The organism is Microcoleus sp. FACHB-68 (genome assembly GCF_014695715.1).
In the GTDB taxonomy this organism is placed as follows: Bacteria; Cyanobacteriota; Cyanobacteriia; order Cyanobacteriales; family Oscillatoriaceae; genus FACHB-68.
In genome coordinates this window covers 274303-291052 of sequence record NZ_JACJOT010000003.1, presented here as the reverse complement: position 1 = coordinate 291052, position 16750 = coordinate 274303, and the positions used below count along the sequence as shown (strand labels likewise).

The following is a 16750-nucleotide window of genomic DNA, read 5'->3' as shown; positions in this document are numbered from 1 at the left end:
CAAGCTGAAAGTTTGACTATGCTTAGTTTTCAGCCATAATTATCAGCGTGATTAATCGCGCCTTTACCCTCTAAAACCCTGACATACAAAATTTAAAATCGATCAGGTATAAAATCGCGCCTAAAGGAATTATTCCCCTGTTGCTGCGTGTTCTATCTCCTCTATCCTTAGAGTTTTACCATTCCAGCCTTGAATCAAGGCAGGGTCACTGGCTGCAAGTGAATAAGGCTTTGCTACAAAAGGCGGACTCCAAACCAAATCAACTAGCAAGTTAACAAAAACTGCGGCTGAAACGGGACTTCAGCACGCAGAATTTATCAAATCTTTAACTGTTGGAGCAATTTGCCAAATTGTTTGGCCTTAACCTTGATCTAGCTTAAGCACTGCCATGAAAGCTTCTTGGGGTACATCCACGGTGCCTACCGACTTCATCCGTTTTTTACCTTTTGCTTGCTTCTGTAGCAGTTTTTTCTTCCGGCTGATGTCACCGCCGTAACATTTTGCAAGCACATCTTTACGAATCGCGGGGATTTGTTCGCTGGCGATCACCCGACTGCCGATGGTGGCTTGAATGGGAACTTTGAACTGATGGCGAGGGATCAATTCTTTGAGTTTTTCTACCATTGCCCGCCCAACGTTATAAGCTTTGTCACGGTGGACAATCATCGCCAAAGCATCCACGGGATCGTTGTTAATCAGGATATCGAGCTTGACGAGGGGATTTTCGCGGTAGCCAATCAGGTGATATTCCATACTGGCATAACCACGCGAACGGGACTTCATTTGGTCAAAAAAGTCCGTTACCACTTCTGCCAAAGGCAATTCATAAATTAATGTGGTTCGCCCTTGGGTCAGATATTTCATATCTTTAAAAACACCGCGCCGGTTTTGAGACAGTTCCATCAAAGCACCGACGTAGGTTTCCGGGGTAATCATCTCCACCTTGACAAAGGGTTCTTCGATTTTTTCCCGGTGGTTGGGATCTGGCAAGCGGCTGGGATTATCGATATCAATGGTTTCGCCACTGTTGGTTGTCACCCGAAACACCACAGAAGGCGCGGTGACAATCAAATTTAGATTGTATTCCCGCTCTAAGCGCTCTTGCACAATTTCCATGTGCAGCAAGCCTAAGAAGCCACAGCGGAAACCAAATCCCATTGCACTCGATGTTTCCGGTTCGTAGTGTAGGGAAGCATCATTTAATTTCAGCTTTTCTAGAGCTTCGCGCAAGTCGGGAAATTGGTCGGCATCAATGGGAAATAATCCACAAAACACCATTGGTTTGGCTTCGGTGTAACCGGGCAGTGGTTCAGATGCCGGCACTTTGGCCAAGGTAATCGTATCACCCACACGGGCATCTTCTACGGCTTTGATTGCAGCAGCCAGATATCCCACCTCACCGGCATGAAGTTCATTGACTTGGACTTGTGTGGGGGAAAGCACACCTAATTCGTCAATGTCATATTCTTTACCCGATGCCATCAAGCGGACGCGATCCCCTTTTTTCAGGGTGCCATCCATGATGCGAAAATAGACAATTACGCCGCGATAAGCGTCGTAGTAGCTATCAAAAATCAGCGCCCGCAAAGGTTGAGATACGGTGTCTTTGGGTGCCGGCACCAAATGGACAATGGACTCTAGAATCTCATCAATTCCAATGCCTTCTTTCGCAGAAGTATGAATCGCACCTGAGCAATCTAAGCCAATAATTTCTTCGATTTCTCCCTTAACTCGTTCTGGTTCAGCGCCAGGTAAGTCAATTTTATTGAGAACCGGGATAATTTCTAGGTTATGGTCTAGGGCGAGATAGACATTCGCCAAAGTTTGCGCCTCTACACCTTGGGAGGCATCTACCACTAAAAGCGCTCCTTCGCAAGCGGCCAGACTTCTTGACACCTCATAGGAAAAGTCTACATGGCCGGGAGTGTCAATTAAATTCAGGACGTACTGCTGGCCATCCTTGGCTGTGTAATTCATCCGGGCCGCTTGCAGCTTAATAGTGATGCCGCGTTCCCGTTCGAGTTCCATGTTGTCGAGGAACTGTTCCTTCATCTGCCGGACATCGACGGTGCCGGTGGTTTGCAGAAGCCGGTCTGCGAGGGTTGATTTGCCGTGGTCAATGTGGGCAATAATAGAAAAATTCCGAATACGAGAGACGGGAACGTCAGTCATACGCTTAGCTTTAGCTGCCTGCGAGAAAAAACAAAAAATAGGGGGTCGAGAATCTGCACCCAAAGACTGGGCTGCTTAACGCATTTTAATGCTTTCCCAGCAAGAGCGGGTGATTCTAGTTTGATTGCTGTGTTCTGAATAAATCAGCGTCGTACAATAAGGATTAGGGAATGCCGGTGCAACCCGTTTGCCGGTTGCGGCTGCCTGACTGACAGGAGCGAGTGTTTTCTTAAACAGCGCGTTATTCCATCTGCTGTCTGCATATCGGCTGCAAAGCCCGTTCTTAACTTTTTAATAGGATTTTTTGATGATGAATGAGCCTGCTGTTGATACCCGTCGCTCAGCCGATAAGGTAGAAGTTTCTATCCAGATCGATCCTGCCCTCCTTGAGGAAATTAAGCACCTGACGAACGATCCAAGCAAGGTGGTGGAAACCGCCTTGCGGCAGTGGCTACGAGGTGAAAGCCATCGGGATGACGAACTGACTCGCAACCTCCCAAGAAACCCGCCGGTGCCGCCTAGAGGTGAGTGGAATGATTGAGTGAGCGATAACCGGCTGGGGTGGCGTTGGAAGTTAAAGTGCTTTTGCCAGTCGGGCCGGCAGATCAGGTAGGCAGGGTCTTGATTCAACACCCTGCAAAACTTATCATCATGGCCGGTAAAGGCGCAGTCGCTTCTGTGGTTTAACCCTCAACGAAGAGGGTGAGCAACGCATCTCAATCTTGGTCAAAACAGACCCGCAGGATATCCGTCTTGAAACGTTAACCCTAATGACTGTTTGGTTCTGGCGCGGAGGTTTCTGCACAAGTCAAGGGTGGCAAGCCTTTACAATTGGAAGTTCCAAAGGCCATATTAAAAACAGTCTTAAAAGTAGTAAGAATCAATGTGAAGTGTTAGGGTGCAGGCAGGTTTTAGCAGAAATCTTTGATTGTTTTGTTGCCCCCCGCTTTCTCTGTTGCCCTCTTGAAAACGTGTGTGAGACTCCTGTTTGCATATTTGATTGGCCCCCTCTGTCTCTGCATGGTGCCTCAATTAGCCTAATTTTTTGGGCTAACGCTTCGGGTTTAACTCTGGCAGTTTCCCATTGTGACGATGATGACCTCTCCCGCTGATTTTCAGTCCCCGCTTGCGGACTCTCCAGCCCTTGCATCTGCGGCAGAAGAGAATTCTACCTGGTTGCAAGGGCTGGGTGCAGAGTTGGCATTCACTCAAGACGCAGCAGGCGTCTATCTTTCTTTCCACTGGCACAGTGCTGGGCGTTACGGTCTTTCACCGGCACAAGTTGCAGGGCAATTGATGAGCGATACATTTGGGCCAGTGGCACTCACGCCTTATCTAGAACGGGTGGGGCGGGTTTTGGAGAATTTGATTCCAGAACGCTTTAGCTATCCGTTTCGTTTCGGGGAGCAATATTTTCTCTTCGATTTGGTCGTTAGCCCCGTTATGGCGGTGGATTCTGAGGTCAAGACGGTTTTGGTGATGGGCCGGCTATTGCCCAATGAACGTAGCCAGAATTTGGAGAAACACGCGCCGGCGCAAGAGGATTCTACCGTTTTGGCGTCGAGTCTGGATCTACACCAAAAGTTGCTCAGCAAAATAGTGGGGATTATTCGCCGCACGCTGCCACCAAGCTCGGAATTGTACCAAAAGTTGCTGAGCAAAATCGCACGAAATATTCGCCGCACTTTAGATTTAACGACAATTTGCCAGCAAACGGTGAACGGTTTGGGACAGGCGCTGAATGTAAGTCGCTGTATTATCTGCCTGTATAAAAGTTCAACTTCTGCGCTGCCGGTGGTGGCTGAATTCTGCCAAGAACCTTTTTGTGAGATGCTGGGTCTGGAACTGTCTGTGGTGGACGACGCTCACCTGCAACAAGCGCTGACCACTTTAGAACCCGTTGCGGTTGAGAAGATGCCGGTGAATGCCTTTGGGCAACAGTCGGTGATTGTGGCGGCGACTTTCTACCAAGACCGGCCTAATGGCGTAATCTGCCTGCATCAGTGTGATCGAACTCGCCCCTGGAGTGCGGCAGAAATGGAGTTCGTGCAGGAGTTGGCGGATCAAGTTGGCACAGCCATCGCCCATGCGACACTCTATCAAGAATTGGGAGAAGCCCGCGAGCAAGCCGAGGAAGCTTCCCGCCTGAAAAGCGAGTTTTTAGCGAATACTTCCCATGAATTGCGGACTCCCCTGAATGGGATGATTGGGTTTCTGAAGCTGATCATGGATGGGATGGCAGACGATCCTGAAGAACAGGAAGAGTTTCTTAAGGAAGCCTATCGCTCGGCGATACACCTGCTGAATGTGATTAATGATGTTTTGGATATTGCCAAAATAGAAGCCGGCAAAATGCAGCTCGATCTTGGCCCGGTCAAGTTGGATGAGCTTCTAAGTGCGGTTGAGGACTTGACTGGGGCACAGGTGCAGGAAAAAAATTTATACTTCCAAGTTCAAAGACCGGCAACCTGCGATGAAATTCTTCTGTTTGGCAACTACCAACGGCTATTGCAGGTGCTGCTAAATCTGGTCGGCAATGCGATCAAATTTACCCATGAGGGTGGGGTCACGGTTAGCGCCGAAGTAATTGTGCAGAAGGCAATCATTCACGACCAAGAACTCCCCGGTATGGTACTTGTGCGCGTGGCAGACACCGGCATCGGAGTTTCTCTGGATAAACAAGACAGATTATTTCAATCGTTCTCTCAAGTAGACAGTTCTCGCACTCGCCAGTATGGGGGCACCGGCTTGGGATTGGCTATCTCTCAACGGCTGGTGGAAGCAATGGGAGGTGTGGTGAATTTTTACAGCATGGGGGAGGGACTTGGTTCAACGGTTACGTTTACAGTGCCGCTGTTTCAAGAGCCGGTGATGATTTCGACGCCATCACTAGAGGCTATTGACATTTTTGATGATATGTGAACTAAGAAATTTTGTTGGGGTGGCTATCAAGCAGTCGCCGGCAGTCTTTTGCTCAAGGTAGCAGTTTGGACGGGCCGGTTAAAACAGCTTGATCTCAGGGTATAGAGACTGGGGGTTAGCTGTGGCATTAAACTGAGGATCGTACTTCCACCTTTACCCAACTGGTAAATTTCACTCATTGCACTCAGGAGGAATAATTTTGCGAGCAATTCTTATTAGCTTGGGGGTGATGCTGGCTTGTTGTGTCGTGCTAGTTGTGGCTCAAATTACCGGCAGCCGGCCAGAAGCGATTGCAGCAGAACTGCCATCGAGCCAACCTCAAACGGTTGTGGCCGCTCAAATTAACAATCCATTCGCTCAAAAGACAACTCCCACCCTGAGCGATACCAATACTGAAAACAACGAGACGGAGACAAATAAAAAGATGATTACGACCCCTTCCGGACTGCAGTATGTTGATGTGCAGGAGGGAACCGGCGCGAGTCCCCAACGCGGTCAAACCGTTGTGGTTCATTACACCGGCACCTTGGAGGATGGCACCAAGTTTGACAGTTCCCGCGATCGCGGCCAGCCTTTCCAATTTAAAATTGGTGTTGGCCAAGTGATTAAAGGCTGGGATGAAGGCGTTGGCACGATGAAAGTTGGCGGACGCCGTGAGTTAATTATCCCTGCAGAATTGGGTTACGGTGCACGGGGTGCCGGCGGCGTGATTCCTCCCAATGCCACGTTGAAATTTGATGTGGAATTGCTAAAAATTGGCGCTTAAGAAGCTAAAATTTCGCCTTTCCCTGCCGGTTTACATTAAGGCCGGTTGGGAGAGGCTAGATTACGAAAGCGAGTGAACTGCGGATCAAACAGTAATTTAACAGTGCCGGTGGGTCCGTTGCGGTGTTTTGTAATAATAATTTCTGCAATTCCCCTATCGGGTGTATCCGGGTTATAGTATTCATCCCGGTAAAGCATGATCACAATATCCGCATCTTGTTCAATGCTATTGTGAACTACTAGATTATTGGCGATAAAATTGTGAAAATCCGGAACAGTCAAATCGTAAACTTCAGTTTCGCCATCAGCCTCGATTGAGACAATTTCATCCCAATAAACATCGCTATTCGCTAAACAATCAATCTGATCAGATTTGACGACTTGAGCTAATCTTGCCGCCCTCTCCCGACTCACGTTTTGTTTATAAAGAGTGGTTCCACAGTGAGCCATACCTAGCTCAGCCTGCATTTGACGAACAGTTAAACTTATTTGTTGCATCGCTGGCGTTGCATACATTCTCCAAATATCATGGGGTATGATATCTCTGTTGGTGTTGGCAGCACGTACTGAAATGTTGCTAGCTACATCCATCAGACTTTGCTGTTTATAGCTTCCCACTGCACCAATCAGCTCAATGAATTTTTCTAAATCGGGTTTGCCAGATACCCAAACCTGATATTGATCTCGTCCTTTAGACGGTTGTGGGATTAGAGATAATCGAGCGTTTATACCAACTCTTAGCAATAGTGACTGTACATCTCCAGCTAATTGCTTGCTACTCGAAGCATAGTAAACATTAGGGTAGTGTTGTTTTCCTTTGCTTAGATTGATGCAACCGTCGGTACTCCAGAGATGACGCAAGAAAAGGGCTATAGCCTTTTGAGGTTGCTCAAAAATTTTGCTTGGGACAAATTTTTTATAGGATCTCAGCCCAAAGACTCCCATAGAGTCTAGCCATTTAGCAACAGGAGTGCGGACGTTGTGCGTTAAAGGATCAGTTGTAGGGAGATAAACTTGATACCAGTTACGCTCTTTATTAATGCGAGGACTCACCCTATCCATAAAGGTTTCAACGACAAGAGATACAACCGTATTGGCTAAATCTTCCTCCCTCGTTGTGTACTGAATAGCGTGCCGAGGCAGAGTACATCCGTCGCCGATGAGATGACCAAGCAATGCAATTTCAGCATTACTCATAGACGAAACGGAGGAACTAGGTAAAGAACGGGGAATTGCAAGACGATCACCGGCTTTTAACTCATCCAGCCGCTTCCAGCCGTGAATTGTCAGGAATTTATGATTGCCGGTGGCTCTAATTGTACGGCCCAAGCGAGTTTTTAACTGAAAAACCGGCTTGACACCCGTTGCAAAGGCATTGCTAACAACCGCCTTTTCTAACTTCATCGTGGCTTCATTCAGTGCTAAGACTGCAAAACCAGATTTTCCGACTAATTCACGAATCGGCACCGAGACGCCACTATCGGCTAATGTCACTAAACTATCGCCGGCTAAGCAGCCAGATTCCCGTAAATCTGACATCATTGGACGCTTATTTGTGCGAGCTTCAACGCCCCGACTTAGCTGGGACAAAGCAATAATGGGTACATTTAATTCGCGGGCTAACCCTTTAAGAGAGCGCGTAATTTTTGACAGTTCTTGCACTCGGTTATCCGGGGTACTTCCTTCCATTAACTGCAAGTAATCTATCAAAATTAATCCCAGTGCGCCGCCACTTTCAGCTTGAAGACGACGCGCTTGGGAGCGCATTTCAGTCACCGTTACGTTAGCAGTATCGTCAATAAAAATAGGCAATTCAGAGAGGGTTCCAATGGCGTGACTGAGCGGTTCCCACTCATTTTGACTAATCCGCCCTGCCCGCAGCCGGTTGCTTTCAATTTGCGCTTCACTCGCCAGCAGCCGTTGCACGAGCTGTTCTTTCGACATTTCTAAGCTAAAAATGGCAACCGGCAACTTATGATAAGCCGCAATATTGCGAGCAATTGACACAGAGATTGCAGTTTTTCCCATTGACGGACGACCGGCAACGATCACTAAATCGGAACGCTGAAAACCGCCGGTCATTGCATCTAAATCATAAAACCCACAGGGTAACCCAGGCAGTGCAATTCCCTGATTGCGCGTTTCAATATCTTGGAAGGTATGAATGAGGGTGTCGGAGACGGGAATTAGACCTTGCTGGGGGCGAGATTGGGTGATATTGAAAACTTTTTGCTCTGCGCGATCAAGAATAATTGCCAGATCAGTTGCCGTATCAAATCCTAATTGAGCAACTTCATTGCCGGTTTTAATTAACTGCCGGCGCACATATTTATCGACCACCAATCCTGCTAAAGCGTCAATATTCACGGCTGACACCGTGCGCTCTACTAACTGCGCTAGCTTACTTTGTCCCCCAACTTTCTCTAGCAAATTGTGATCAGAAAGCCAAGCATGAACTGCGAGCAAATCCGTCGGCTTTCCCTTACTGTGGAGTGTAAGCGCTGCTTTATAAATTTCTTGGTGCGCTAAGAGTGAAAAGATATCTGGACGGAGAAGTTCAGCAACTCGATTAATTGCATCTGGATCGAGGAGAATGCCGCCTAGAATACTTTCTTCAGCCTCAATATTTTGAGGAGGGAGGCGTGAAGCGTAGCTATCGTTAAAGCTTTGAGGATTCACTTCATTAATCATAACAGCTAGCACCCGCCCTAGTATGCGTTTAGCTATCAACGTGTCAATTCTGAATTTTGAATTCTGAATTCCTTAAAAATTCAAAATCCAAAATTCAAAATTATTTATTAAAGAGGCAGGACTTGAATTTCAACAACTGCCGTTACATCTGGATGCAATTTGACTTCTGCTTTGTAGGAGCCAATTTTGCGAATGTCGGGAAGGGTAATTCCGCGCCGATCAACTTCTTGATTGGTGGTTGCTGTAATCACATCTGCCACTTCTTGCGCGGTGACGCTGCCGAAGATGGCATCGCCTTCACCGGCTTGCTTTTGAATGGTAAAGCGGCCCACCGATTCCACGGCGCTCTTGCGAACTTCGGCTTGTTGCTTCTCTTCCAGAAGCCGCTGCCGCTCTTGCTCTCTGCGTCTTTCGACTTGCTTGAGAATGCCTGGGGTCGTGCGAACGGCCATTTTTTGAGGAATCAAAAAGTTGCGGGCGTAACCGGGGGCGACTTCAACCAGATCGCCATTTCTCCCTAGCTTTTTCACATCTTGTGTCAAAACTAATTGAACACGTTTGCTCATAGTGTTTACCTGTTGTCAACTGCGCGGATTTTGTCAGGGATGAGGCGCTTAATTATAAGCCAGAACATCCTATGGTAGCGAAATCTGCTGATCGATTGCAACAGATTGAGCTTAGAATAGTTGGGAATTTAGGGGAGAGGGGAGTGCTGAGTGCTGAGTGCTGAGTGCTGAGTGGGAGAGGGGGAGAGTGGAAGAAGGGGAGAAGGGGAGAAGGGGAGAAGTTTTGCTGTCCGCTGAAATGGGACTGTTAAAGGCTGATTCGCTTAAAATCGATCCTTCATACCTCGCAGACGCCCAAAGGTTTCTTCAGGATGGGAGCTTTTCACTGCAGCTTGCAGAGCCGGCTCATCCCAGCGTAAAAAGGGATTGGTGCGCTTCTCAACACCCAGCACAGAGGGGATCGTCGCCTCTAACCGGCTTCTTGCTTCCTTGACTTCCTGAAAGCGATTTTGCAAGTCGTCATTGTCGCCATCCACCGTTAGGGCAAATTCCAGATTTTTCAGCGTGTACTCATGGGCACACCAAATCTTGGTACTGTCGGGTAACTTTCGCAACTTACTCAGGGAGGACAGCATTTGCGCCGACGTCCCTTCAAACAATCTGCCACAGCCGCCGGCAAATAAAGTATCGCCGCAGAATAAATCGCCCGTCTCTTCACCGGCAGCCGGGGGAAAATAGTAGGCAATATGGGCGTAAGTATGACCCGGTACAAAGAAAACTTCCCCAGTGCGATCTGCAAATTCCACCTGATCGCCTTCTCGCAAAAATACTTGCTGTCCCGGAATTCTCCCCTGATCCTCCGCACCGGCATAAACCGGGATATTCGGAAAGCGTTCTAGCAGTTGCCGGTTGCCACCCACATGATCTCTGTGATGATGGGTATTAAAAATAGTAACCAACTCCGCCCCCAATGCTTGCAGTTGTTGCAACACAGGTTCCGCATCAGCCGGATCTACCACAGCGGCAATATTTCGAGCGGGGTCATGCAATAAAAAAATGTAATTGTTCTCTAATACTGGAAGCCGGTAAACCTGCATAAAAAACTATCTCCCTAACGGCATAATTTATGTGTGATTTGGAAAAGTCAGACGACAGAAAAACAGCAGGATGTGATGAGTTCCTTACAATGTTGTTAGTGGCAACTATGCCAAAACCTCAATCCACTGCTTTAAGCGTGACTATTTACTTATGGTAAAGACAGGTCAGGGTAAATCAACCGTAACACTTCATCAACTAATCGAGCGCATTCTTGCTGCCGAGCAAATTACGCCGCAGGAGCATTTGCAATTAACCTCTGCAATGCTTGCCGATCAACAGTTGACGGATGAAGATCGCCGTCAGATTAATCGCATTTTTGACCAAATCCAAATCGGACGCCTGAAAATTGGTAATTAAGTTCTGAGTTTTGATGAGGCCGGTTTTAGAAGATTTCAGGGTGAGGAAGCTGACAATTAAATTTTATTGATCAATAGAAAAATGCGATTAATTCACACCCTTAGCTGGTATTTTCCCGATACTTCTGGCGGCTGTGAGGTTTATGTGGATGGACTGGTACAGGGGTTGGGCGCTTATGGCATCACCGGCACGGTTGCGGCTTCTCGCCACGGAACACAGGAAGCAGTTTACCGGCACAACGGGGTAGAAGTCTATCGCTATCCCCTCTATCCTCACCCAACGAAAGCCCAGCAGCGTCAGCAGTTACCCCCTGGCGGGTTTGAGTATTTTTCGCGGTGGCTAGAGGCGCACCCCGCAGATATTTATCACCAACATTCTTGGCGTTTTGGTTGCGGGTTACATCATCTGCGTTTAGCGCGGCAGTTGGGGATGCCGGCTATCGTGACGGTTCATCTGCCGGAGGCGGTGTGTCTACGCGGTACGATGATGTTGCACGGGCAAACGGCTTGCGATGGCTGGATCGATCCGGCACGCTGTGGGCATTGTATTGGGGTTCCAGAACGGGTGTCACCGGCACTGGCGCAGGCGTTGAGTTATGTTCCTCTCAGGGTGGGAACGGCGGCGGAAAGCGAACTATTAAATTCAGATTCAATTCGCCTGCGGCAGTTAGCAAGAACGCTTGGCATTCCGCCTTGGGTGCGCCGGCATCGGCATCTACTATTAGAAATGGCGAATTTGGCTGATCGAATTGTGGCAGTGTGCCAGTGGCTTTATGATGCGTTGTTAATTAATGGGGTGCCGCAAGAAAAATTAGTGCTGTGCCGGCAGGGCGTTGGGGGGGCCGGCAGCCGGACAATCGCGCAGCGCAATCGGCATCCCGATGATCCGCTCAGGATAGGCTTTTTAGGCCGTTGGCAAGACACAAAGGGTGCACAAGTGTTGGCGGGGGCGATTGAGCGGTTGCCGGCACATATCCCTGTGGAATTGGTGATTCATGGCATGGTGCATGGGGAGGCGGACAAAGTGAATCGGGATCTGGTGTTGGCGATGGCGCAAAAAGATCGTCGGATTCAAGTGGCCGAGAAGCTTTCACGAGAGGAAGTGCCGGCAGCCGTCGCCGGTTTCGATTTGCTAGCTGTCCCCTCCCAAGGCTTTGAAACCGGGCCATTAGTGGTTCTGGAAGCTCATGCGGTTGGGACGCCGGTGATTGGTTCGGATGTGGGAGGCGTGAATGAGTTAGTCCATCACGGTGTCGATGGTTGGCTAGTACCGGCGGCTGATGTGAATGCGTGGAGTGAAGCGATCGCTCAGTTGGCGACGGATGCCGATCTTTTGGCTAAACTGCGCCAGGGGATAAAGCCGGTGCGGACAATGGAGGATGCTGCGGCAGATATGGCAAAAGTTTATGAAGATGTGATTGGGCATGGGGCATAGGGGATTGGGCATGGGGCATAGGGCATTGGGCATGGGGCAAGGCTTCGCCAACCCAAAGGTAGGGGCATTTCTCTCCCACTCCCCCACTCAGGACTCAGCACTCAGCACTCAGGTAGGGGCATGGGAAGAGGGAAGAGGGAAGGGAGGTTTGGTTAGGCGGAGACGTTGGAAAGTTAAAGGGTCGTTAGCTTACCATGACTAAAAAGTTAAAGGTTTCCATTCTCTCGCCTACTTTATCTAAAGGCGGCGTTGACCGAGCTTATTTGCTGGGTCAAGTGTTGCGAGAATTAAATTATGAAGTGGCAATTCTGGGGTTTTTATTTGGAGAATGTATCTATCCGCTTCCCCCTGCCGAGTTGCCGGTTGACTCGGTTCCCGGCGGGATTTATCCGCAACTGTTCACTTCAGCCAAGCAACTTCTCAATAAAATTGATGGAGATATTATTTATGCGGTAAAACCCAAGCCGACAAGTTTTGGAATCGCTTTGCTCAAGAAGCTTAGCACTCGCCGGCCTGTCATTCTCGATATTGACGACTGGGAACTTAGTTGGTGTGGGGGAGATGAGTGGCGCTATCGCCCCTCCTTGAAACAGCTAGCGAGAGACATCCTGAAGCGAGACGGTGCCCTCAGAGACGCTTCTCATCCAGTTTATCTGCAGTGGATGGAGAAGTTGGTCAAGGGTGCCGATGCCGTAACGGTAGACACTCACTTCCTACAACAGCGCTTTGGTGGTATTTATCTACCCAATGGGAAAGACACTTCATTGTTTGACCCTGCTAAATTTAATTCAGAAGCAAGCCGAGTCCGCTATGGGTTGGCGGAGTATCGAGTGCTGATGTTTCCAGGTGCACCACGCCCTCATAAGGGGCTTGAGGATATTTTGATGGCACTCGACCGGCTGAATCAATCTGATTTAAGACTGGTGATTGTTGGCGGCAATCCCTATGATGACTACGATGATAAGCTGATTGCACGGTGGGGGCGCTGGATTGTTAAGCTGCCGCCTGCGCCGGTGGATCGGATGCCCGAAATCGTGGCAGCGGCACACGTTGTCGTTGTTCCCCAGCGGGATACGGTTACAGCTCGCGCTCAATTTCCGATTAAACTAACGGAGGGTATGGCAATGGCAAAGCCGGTTTTGGCAACACGTGTGGGTGATATTCCTGAAATTTTATCGGAAACCGGCTATCTCGCGGCTCCAAGCTGTCCAGAGGAACTAGCTGATCAAATTCAATTGATATTTCAGGATTATAAAACAGCAAATATTCAAGGCATGAAAGCTAGGAACCGCTGCCTAGAATGCTACAGTGTGCCGGCGATGGCCTCTATTTTATCTAAAGTTTTGGCATCTTTGTAATTAACTCTATACAGTTTTGGATGGGATAATGGGATAAATACACACAAATTGATTGAGGCAAGCCTCCTCTAAAACGGCACAGTTGTTGATCATGAAAACTCACCCGATAGGTCGGTTAAAACAAAGTTTTAACTTTTATAAAAACAATCATTTAGAACCTGAGCGGCTTAGGAATCACTTCATGGTAGCCAATAATTTAATCCTAAAATTTACCAGAAACTATCCTAAGGAAATAATCTTAACGATAATTCTTGGCTTCTCAGGGGCTTTTTTTAATGGGGTGAGTACAACCTTAATTGTGCCGGTTATATTTAGCCTTTTGAATCAGGCGATTGATTTAAAAGGAGCGCCGCCGATTATCCAAACTTTGATGTATCCCTTTGCCGGGGTTCCTGAAAGTTATCGTTTGATCGTGATGGCTAGCACAATTGTATTTGCCATTGCTTTAAAAAACGCGGCTTCCTATGCCAGTATTTTAGTCTCAACATCACTAACCCGGAGTCTGACGGCGGATTTGCGGGAAGCCGGTTTAAAGTTATTACTAGATGTAGATATAGATTTTTACTCCAAAATGAAAGTGGGGGATCTGATCAACCGTTTGGGGGCAGAAGTCAACCGAACGGCTAATGCGATCAGCATCACTATCCAAATTTTAATTACATCCATCACCGTTTTAGTTTTCGTTTTATTGCTACTAGCAATTTCCTGGGAACTAACCCTCGCTTCTACGGTGTTATTGTCTTTAGTTATTTTGGTAAATCAGTACGCAATTGCCCGTTCCCGATATTTTGGCCGGCTGCTGTCAGAAGCATCAAAATCTTATTCTGTGAGAGTGTTGGAAACTCTCAGTGGAATTCGGCTGGTGAAAGCAACGAGCAATGAAGAAACAGAATACGAACAAATTAAGCATTTAATTCGGGAACGGGAAAAAGCAGATTTTCAATCGGAAGCGAATTATGCAGCCATTGCCCCGCTGACTGAAGTTACCAGTATTATTGCCTTATTATTAATTGTCTTTTTAGGTCGGACTTTTTTTGCGGATGAGTTGAGGTCAATTTCTACCGTTCTCCTCACTTATTTATTAGTGCTGTTTCGACTACTGCCGCTGATTTCCCAACTCAATAGTTCTCGCAGTCAACTCGCTAATAATTCGGCGAGTGTCGATGTAGTGGATGACTTTCTGCGGCGTGATAATAAGCATTTTATGGTGAATGGCACGCTGCCCTACAAAAAGTTACGCGAAGGCATTCATTTCAAACAACTCTCGTTTGCTTACCCCGATCATCATGATTTGGTTCTCAAAGATGTCGATCTATTTCTTCGCCAGGGAACAACCTTAGCTTTAGTGGGCGGAACGGGTGCCGGTAAGTCAACTTTAGCAGAACTTTTACCCAGGTTTTACGATCCCACAGAAGGCCGCATTTTGATAGATGGCGTTGATTTGCGGCAGTTCGATCTCAAAGCATTAAGACCGGCAATGGGTATTGTTAGTCAAGATACATTTTTGTTTAATGACTCCGTTCGCAATAATATTGCCTATGCTAAGCCTAATGCTAGCGAAGAAGAAATTATTGAAGCGGCAAATCGAGCAAATGCTTATGAGTTTATTGTGGATCTGCCAGAAGGTTTCAATACCATTATTGGTGATCGCGGGGTACTCTTATCTGGAGGGCAGCGTCAGCGAATTGCGATCGCTCGCGCTTTACTGCAAAACCCGGAAATATTAATCTTAGATGAAGCGACAAGTGCTTTAGATACAGTGACTGAACGCCTTGTCCAATTAGCCCTTGAAGAACTGTCTCGAAATCGCACAACTCTGGTGATTGCCCACCGGCTTTCAACCGTGCAAAAAGCCGATCAAATTGCTGTTATCGATCAAGGGCGGGTTGTTGAGGTGGGTTCTCATGATGAACTGGTTCGCAAAGGTGGTTATTACACGCGTTTATATTCTCTGCAATTTCTGGAACAAGTAACGCGTGATGAAGCTTTAATTCGAGCTTCCTATGAAGTCCGGACTCGTCTTAATCCGATGATTGGTTTTCTGAAGTTGTTAGTTGATGATATGGTTGATTCTCAAGAAGAACGAGATGAGTTACTGAAAGAATCTTACCATTCTGCTACGTGCATTTTGAAAATTATTGAGTTAATAGAAGATCATGTGAGGATGCGGATTCGTTCGTAATTTTAGATTTGTTGCAAGTAGCGGTTTTTGATTTTTTAATTGCATATAAATGTAGGTTGGGTTTATCAACCAACATCTCAAATATTTTTCAACGTATCAAATGTTGATAGCTATTATTTAACTATTATGAAACTCTACCAACAAAATTTGACAGCCAATTGAGTAAATTTAATTCGTTTAAAATAACTTGTCGCGCTTCTGCAATGGCACCTCTCGCTGCATACCAGTAATCTGGGGTAGCGGTAATTTCTTTAATAAATTCCAATCCTTTTTCATCAAGGCTGGGTAGGCGGATAAAACTCCCTGGTGGTAGCAGTTTATCAGCAGCCGGCCCTCCATAATAAATCGGCAAGCACCAAGCTAGCAGCGCATCCCAAAGTTTTTCAGTGACATACCAATCGTTGTCAGCATAGTTTTCAATAGCTAAATTGTAGTAGTAGGGAGCCATCGCGTGCCATTTATTGCTCAATGCCCCATAATTCTTTGCCCAATCTGGCAAATTACGTCCGTAAAGATCGAAATCTAAACCTTGTTCTTGCAACATTTTTAAGAAATCCAGACGCCGCAGATGATTAGCGCTGCGATCAATTCCTGAAGTAACCCAAGAGCAAGGTTTTACTTTTTCTGGGGAACCCATTTCACTGAGTTCTCGAAAAGAGTTACCGATATACCAAATTGCCGGCATATAATCGGGTGTCGGCGCTAAATCATCCGGGGAAGAAACATAACCGCAATGTTTTTTTGATTCTTCGTAATTTTCTTGATAAACTGCTGCGTATTCTTCTAAAGGTGGTTCCCTCAGTAAAGAAATGATGCGGTGTTTGGGAACTCCTCGAAATTGAGCAATAACATCTTGTTCTGGATCGGAAGCCGGCTGCCACAAGCGCGTTACCTGAGACTTTAAATGTCCCTTCCAAGTTTTCTTTCTCGGACGCGGAAATTCAAACTGATAGAGCAGTAAAAAATCGGGTTCTGGGGCATTTGCTGACATTTGAATGTTGCCCCACTTGCCAAAGCTGTGGGGAGTTTGATGCCACAACCAATCACTCTGGCTAGCTGCTAGTGGCTTGTTGGTAAACATCGCTGGATAGCTTGTTACCATACCAACAACTTTTGGGTTCATATTGATTTTAAGTTTTAAATTTTACTGTAATAAAGTTAAAATACTATATCTTTTGCCAAAGTGGATATTTTTACTGCCCCTATAGAAAAATCAGTTTTATCTAAATTTCAGGCAGGCGAGTTGAGCGGTTTAAATAAGTGAG

13 protein-coding genes are annotated in these 16750 nt (G+C 47.1%); 8 read left to right on the top strand and 5 right to left on the bottom strand.

Annotated features, from left to right (window positions below; all coding sequences use genetic code 11):
* Nucleotides 1–360 precede the first annotated feature (360 nt).
* A complete protein-coding gene (gene lepA, locus H6F73_RS03640) occupies nt 361–2172 on the bottom strand; it encodes a translation elongation factor 4 (RefSeq protein ID WP_190757444.1) in 1812 nt (603 codons plus the stop codon).
* Nucleotides 2173–2482: 310 nt separating this feature from the next.
* Here lepA and H6F73_RS03635 point away from each other — a divergent pair, with 310 nt between their 5' ends.
* The 3 genes from H6F73_RS03635 to H6F73_RS03625 all read left to right on the top strand — a co-directional run bounded on the left by H6F73_RS03635 (nt 2483) and on the right by H6F73_RS03625 (nt 5860).
* Nucleotides 2483–2713, top strand: coding sequence for a type II toxin-antitoxin system CcdA family antitoxin (locus H6F73_RS03635; protein WP_190757505.1), 231 nt, complete (start codon nt 2483–2485; stop codon nt 2711–2713).
* A 554-nt stretch (nt 2714–3267) separates the two neighbouring features.
* A complete protein-coding gene (locus H6F73_RS03630; RefSeq protein WP_190757504.1) occupies nt 3268–5094 on the top strand; it encodes an ATP-binding protein in 1827 nt (608 codons plus the stop codon).
* A 199-nt stretch (nt 5095–5293) separates the two neighbouring features.
* Nucleotides 5294–5860, top strand: coding sequence for an FKBP-type peptidyl-prolyl cis-trans isomerase (locus H6F73_RS03625; protein ID WP_190757443.1), 567 nt, complete (start codon nt 5294–5296; stop codon nt 5858–5860).
* 35 nt (nt 5861–5895) lie between these two features.
* Here H6F73_RS03625 and H6F73_RS03620 read toward each other — a convergent pair whose 3' ends face one another.
* The 3 genes from H6F73_RS03620 to gloB all read right to left on the bottom strand — a co-directional run bounded on the left by H6F73_RS03620 (nt 5896) and on the right by gloB (nt 10153).
* Nucleotides 5896–8550 carry a replicative DNA helicase gene (locus tag H6F73_RS03620; protein WP_190757442.1) on the bottom strand — a complete coding sequence of 885 codons (2655 nt, stop codon included), beginning with the start codon at nt 8548–8550 and terminating at the stop codon, nt 5896–5898.
* Nucleotides 8551–8657: 107 nt separating this feature from the next.
* Nucleotides 8658–9116, bottom strand: a complete 459-nt coding sequence (gene rplI / locus H6F73_RS03615; protein ID WP_190757441.1) for a 50S ribosomal protein L9 — start codon at nt 9114–9116, stop codon at nt 8658–8660.
* Nucleotides 9117–9379: 263 nt separating this feature from the next.
* The gene (gloB, locus tag H6F73_RS03610) at nt 9380–10153 is read right to left on the bottom strand and encodes a hydroxyacylglutathione hydrolase (protein ID WP_190757440.1); all 774 of its coding nucleotides are present in this window, start codon (nt 10151–10153) and stop codon (nt 9380–9382) included.
* 151 nt (nt 10154–10304) lie between these two features.
* Here gloB and H6F73_RS03605 point away from each other — a divergent pair, with 151 nt between their 5' ends.
* From H6F73_RS03605 to H6F73_RS03585, 5 genes are all read left to right on the top strand, one after another.
* Nucleotides 10305–10511: a hypothetical protein gene (locus H6F73_RS03605; RefSeq protein ID WP_190757439.1), complete on the top strand. Its 207-nt coding sequence runs from the start codon at nt 10305–10307 to the stop codon at nt 10509–10511.
* Between the two features lie 81 nt (nt 10512–10592).
* A complete protein-coding gene (locus H6F73_RS03600; protein ID WP_190757438.1) occupies nt 10593–11945 on the top strand; it encodes a glycosyltransferase in 1353 nt (450 codons plus the stop codon).
* A gap of 10 nt (nt 11946–11955) precedes the next feature.
* Nucleotides 11956–12147 carry a hypothetical protein gene (locus H6F73_RS03595; RefSeq protein WP_190757437.1) on the top strand — a complete coding sequence of 64 codons (192 nt, stop codon included), beginning with the start codon at nt 11956–11958 and terminating at the stop codon, nt 12145–12147.
* Nucleotides 12140–13303, top strand: a complete 1164-nt coding sequence (locus H6F73_RS03590; RefSeq protein ID WP_190757436.1) for a glycosyltransferase — start codon at nt 12140–12142, stop codon at nt 13301–13303. Before H6F73_RS03595 ends, H6F73_RS03590 begins: the two co-directional genes overlap by 8 nt.
* 181 nt (nt 13304–13484) lie before the next feature.
* Nucleotides 13485–15485, top strand: coding sequence for an ABC transporter ATP-binding protein (locus H6F73_RS03585; RefSeq protein ID WP_190757435.1), 2001 nt, complete (start codon nt 13485–13487; stop codon nt 15483–15485).
* 124 nt (nt 15486–15609) lie between these two features.
* On the opposite strand, the gene H6F73_RS03580 is transcribed toward H6F73_RS03585, so the two are convergent.
* The gene (locus H6F73_RS03580; RefSeq protein WP_190757434.1) at nt 15610–16608 is read right to left on the bottom strand and encodes a glycosyltransferase family 10; all 999 of its coding nucleotides are present in this window, start codon (nt 16606–16608) and stop codon (nt 15610–15612) included.
* Nucleotides 16609–16750: the final 142 nt, after the last annotated feature.

Bases quoted from the DNA above. Each gene is read 5' to 3' on its own strand.
- lepA (WP_190757444.1), bottom strand. From the start codon at position 2,172: ATGACTGACGTTCCCGTCTCTCGTATTCGGAATTTTTCTATTATTGCC.
- H6F73_RS03635 (WP_190757505.1), top strand. From the start codon at position 2,483: ATGAATGAGCCTGCTGTTGATACCCGTCGCTCAGCCGATAAGGTAGAA.
- H6F73_RS03630 (WP_190757504.1), top strand. From the start codon at position 3,268: ATGACCTCTCCCGCTGATTTTCAGTCCCCGCTTGCGGACTCTCCAGCC.
- H6F73_RS03620 (WP_190757442.1), bottom strand. From the start codon at position 8,550: ATGATTAATGAAGTGAATCCTCAAAGCTTTAACGATAGCTACGCTTCA.
- rplI (WP_190757441.1), bottom strand. From the start codon at position 9,116: ATGAGCAAACGTGTTCAATTAGTTTTGACACAAGATGTGAAAAAGCTA.
- gloB (WP_190757440.1), bottom strand. From the start codon at position 10,153: ATGCAGGTTTACCGGCTTCCAGTATTAGAGAACAATTACATTTTTTTA.
- H6F73_RS03605 (WP_190757439.1), top strand. From the start codon at position 10,305: ATGGTAAAGACAGGTCAGGGTAAATCAACCGTAACACTTCATCAACTA.
- H6F73_RS03600 (WP_190757438.1), top strand. From the start codon at position 10,593: ATGCGATTAATTCACACCCTTAGCTGGTATTTTCCCGATACTTCTGGC.
- H6F73_RS03595 (WP_190757437.1), top strand. From the start codon at position 11,956: ATGGGGCATAGGGCATTGGGCATGGGGCAAGGCTTCGCCAACCCAAAG.
- H6F73_RS03590 (WP_190757436.1), top strand. From the start codon at position 12,140: ATGACTAAAAAGTTAAAGGTTTCCATTCTCTCGCCTACTTTATCTAAA.
- H6F73_RS03585 (WP_190757435.1), top strand. From the start codon at position 13,485: ATGGTAGCCAATAATTTAATCCTAAAATTTACCAGAAACTATCCTAAG.
- H6F73_RS03580 (WP_190757434.1), bottom strand. From the start codon at position 16,608: ATGAACCCAAAAGTTGTTGGTATGGTAACAAGCTATCCAGCGATGTTT.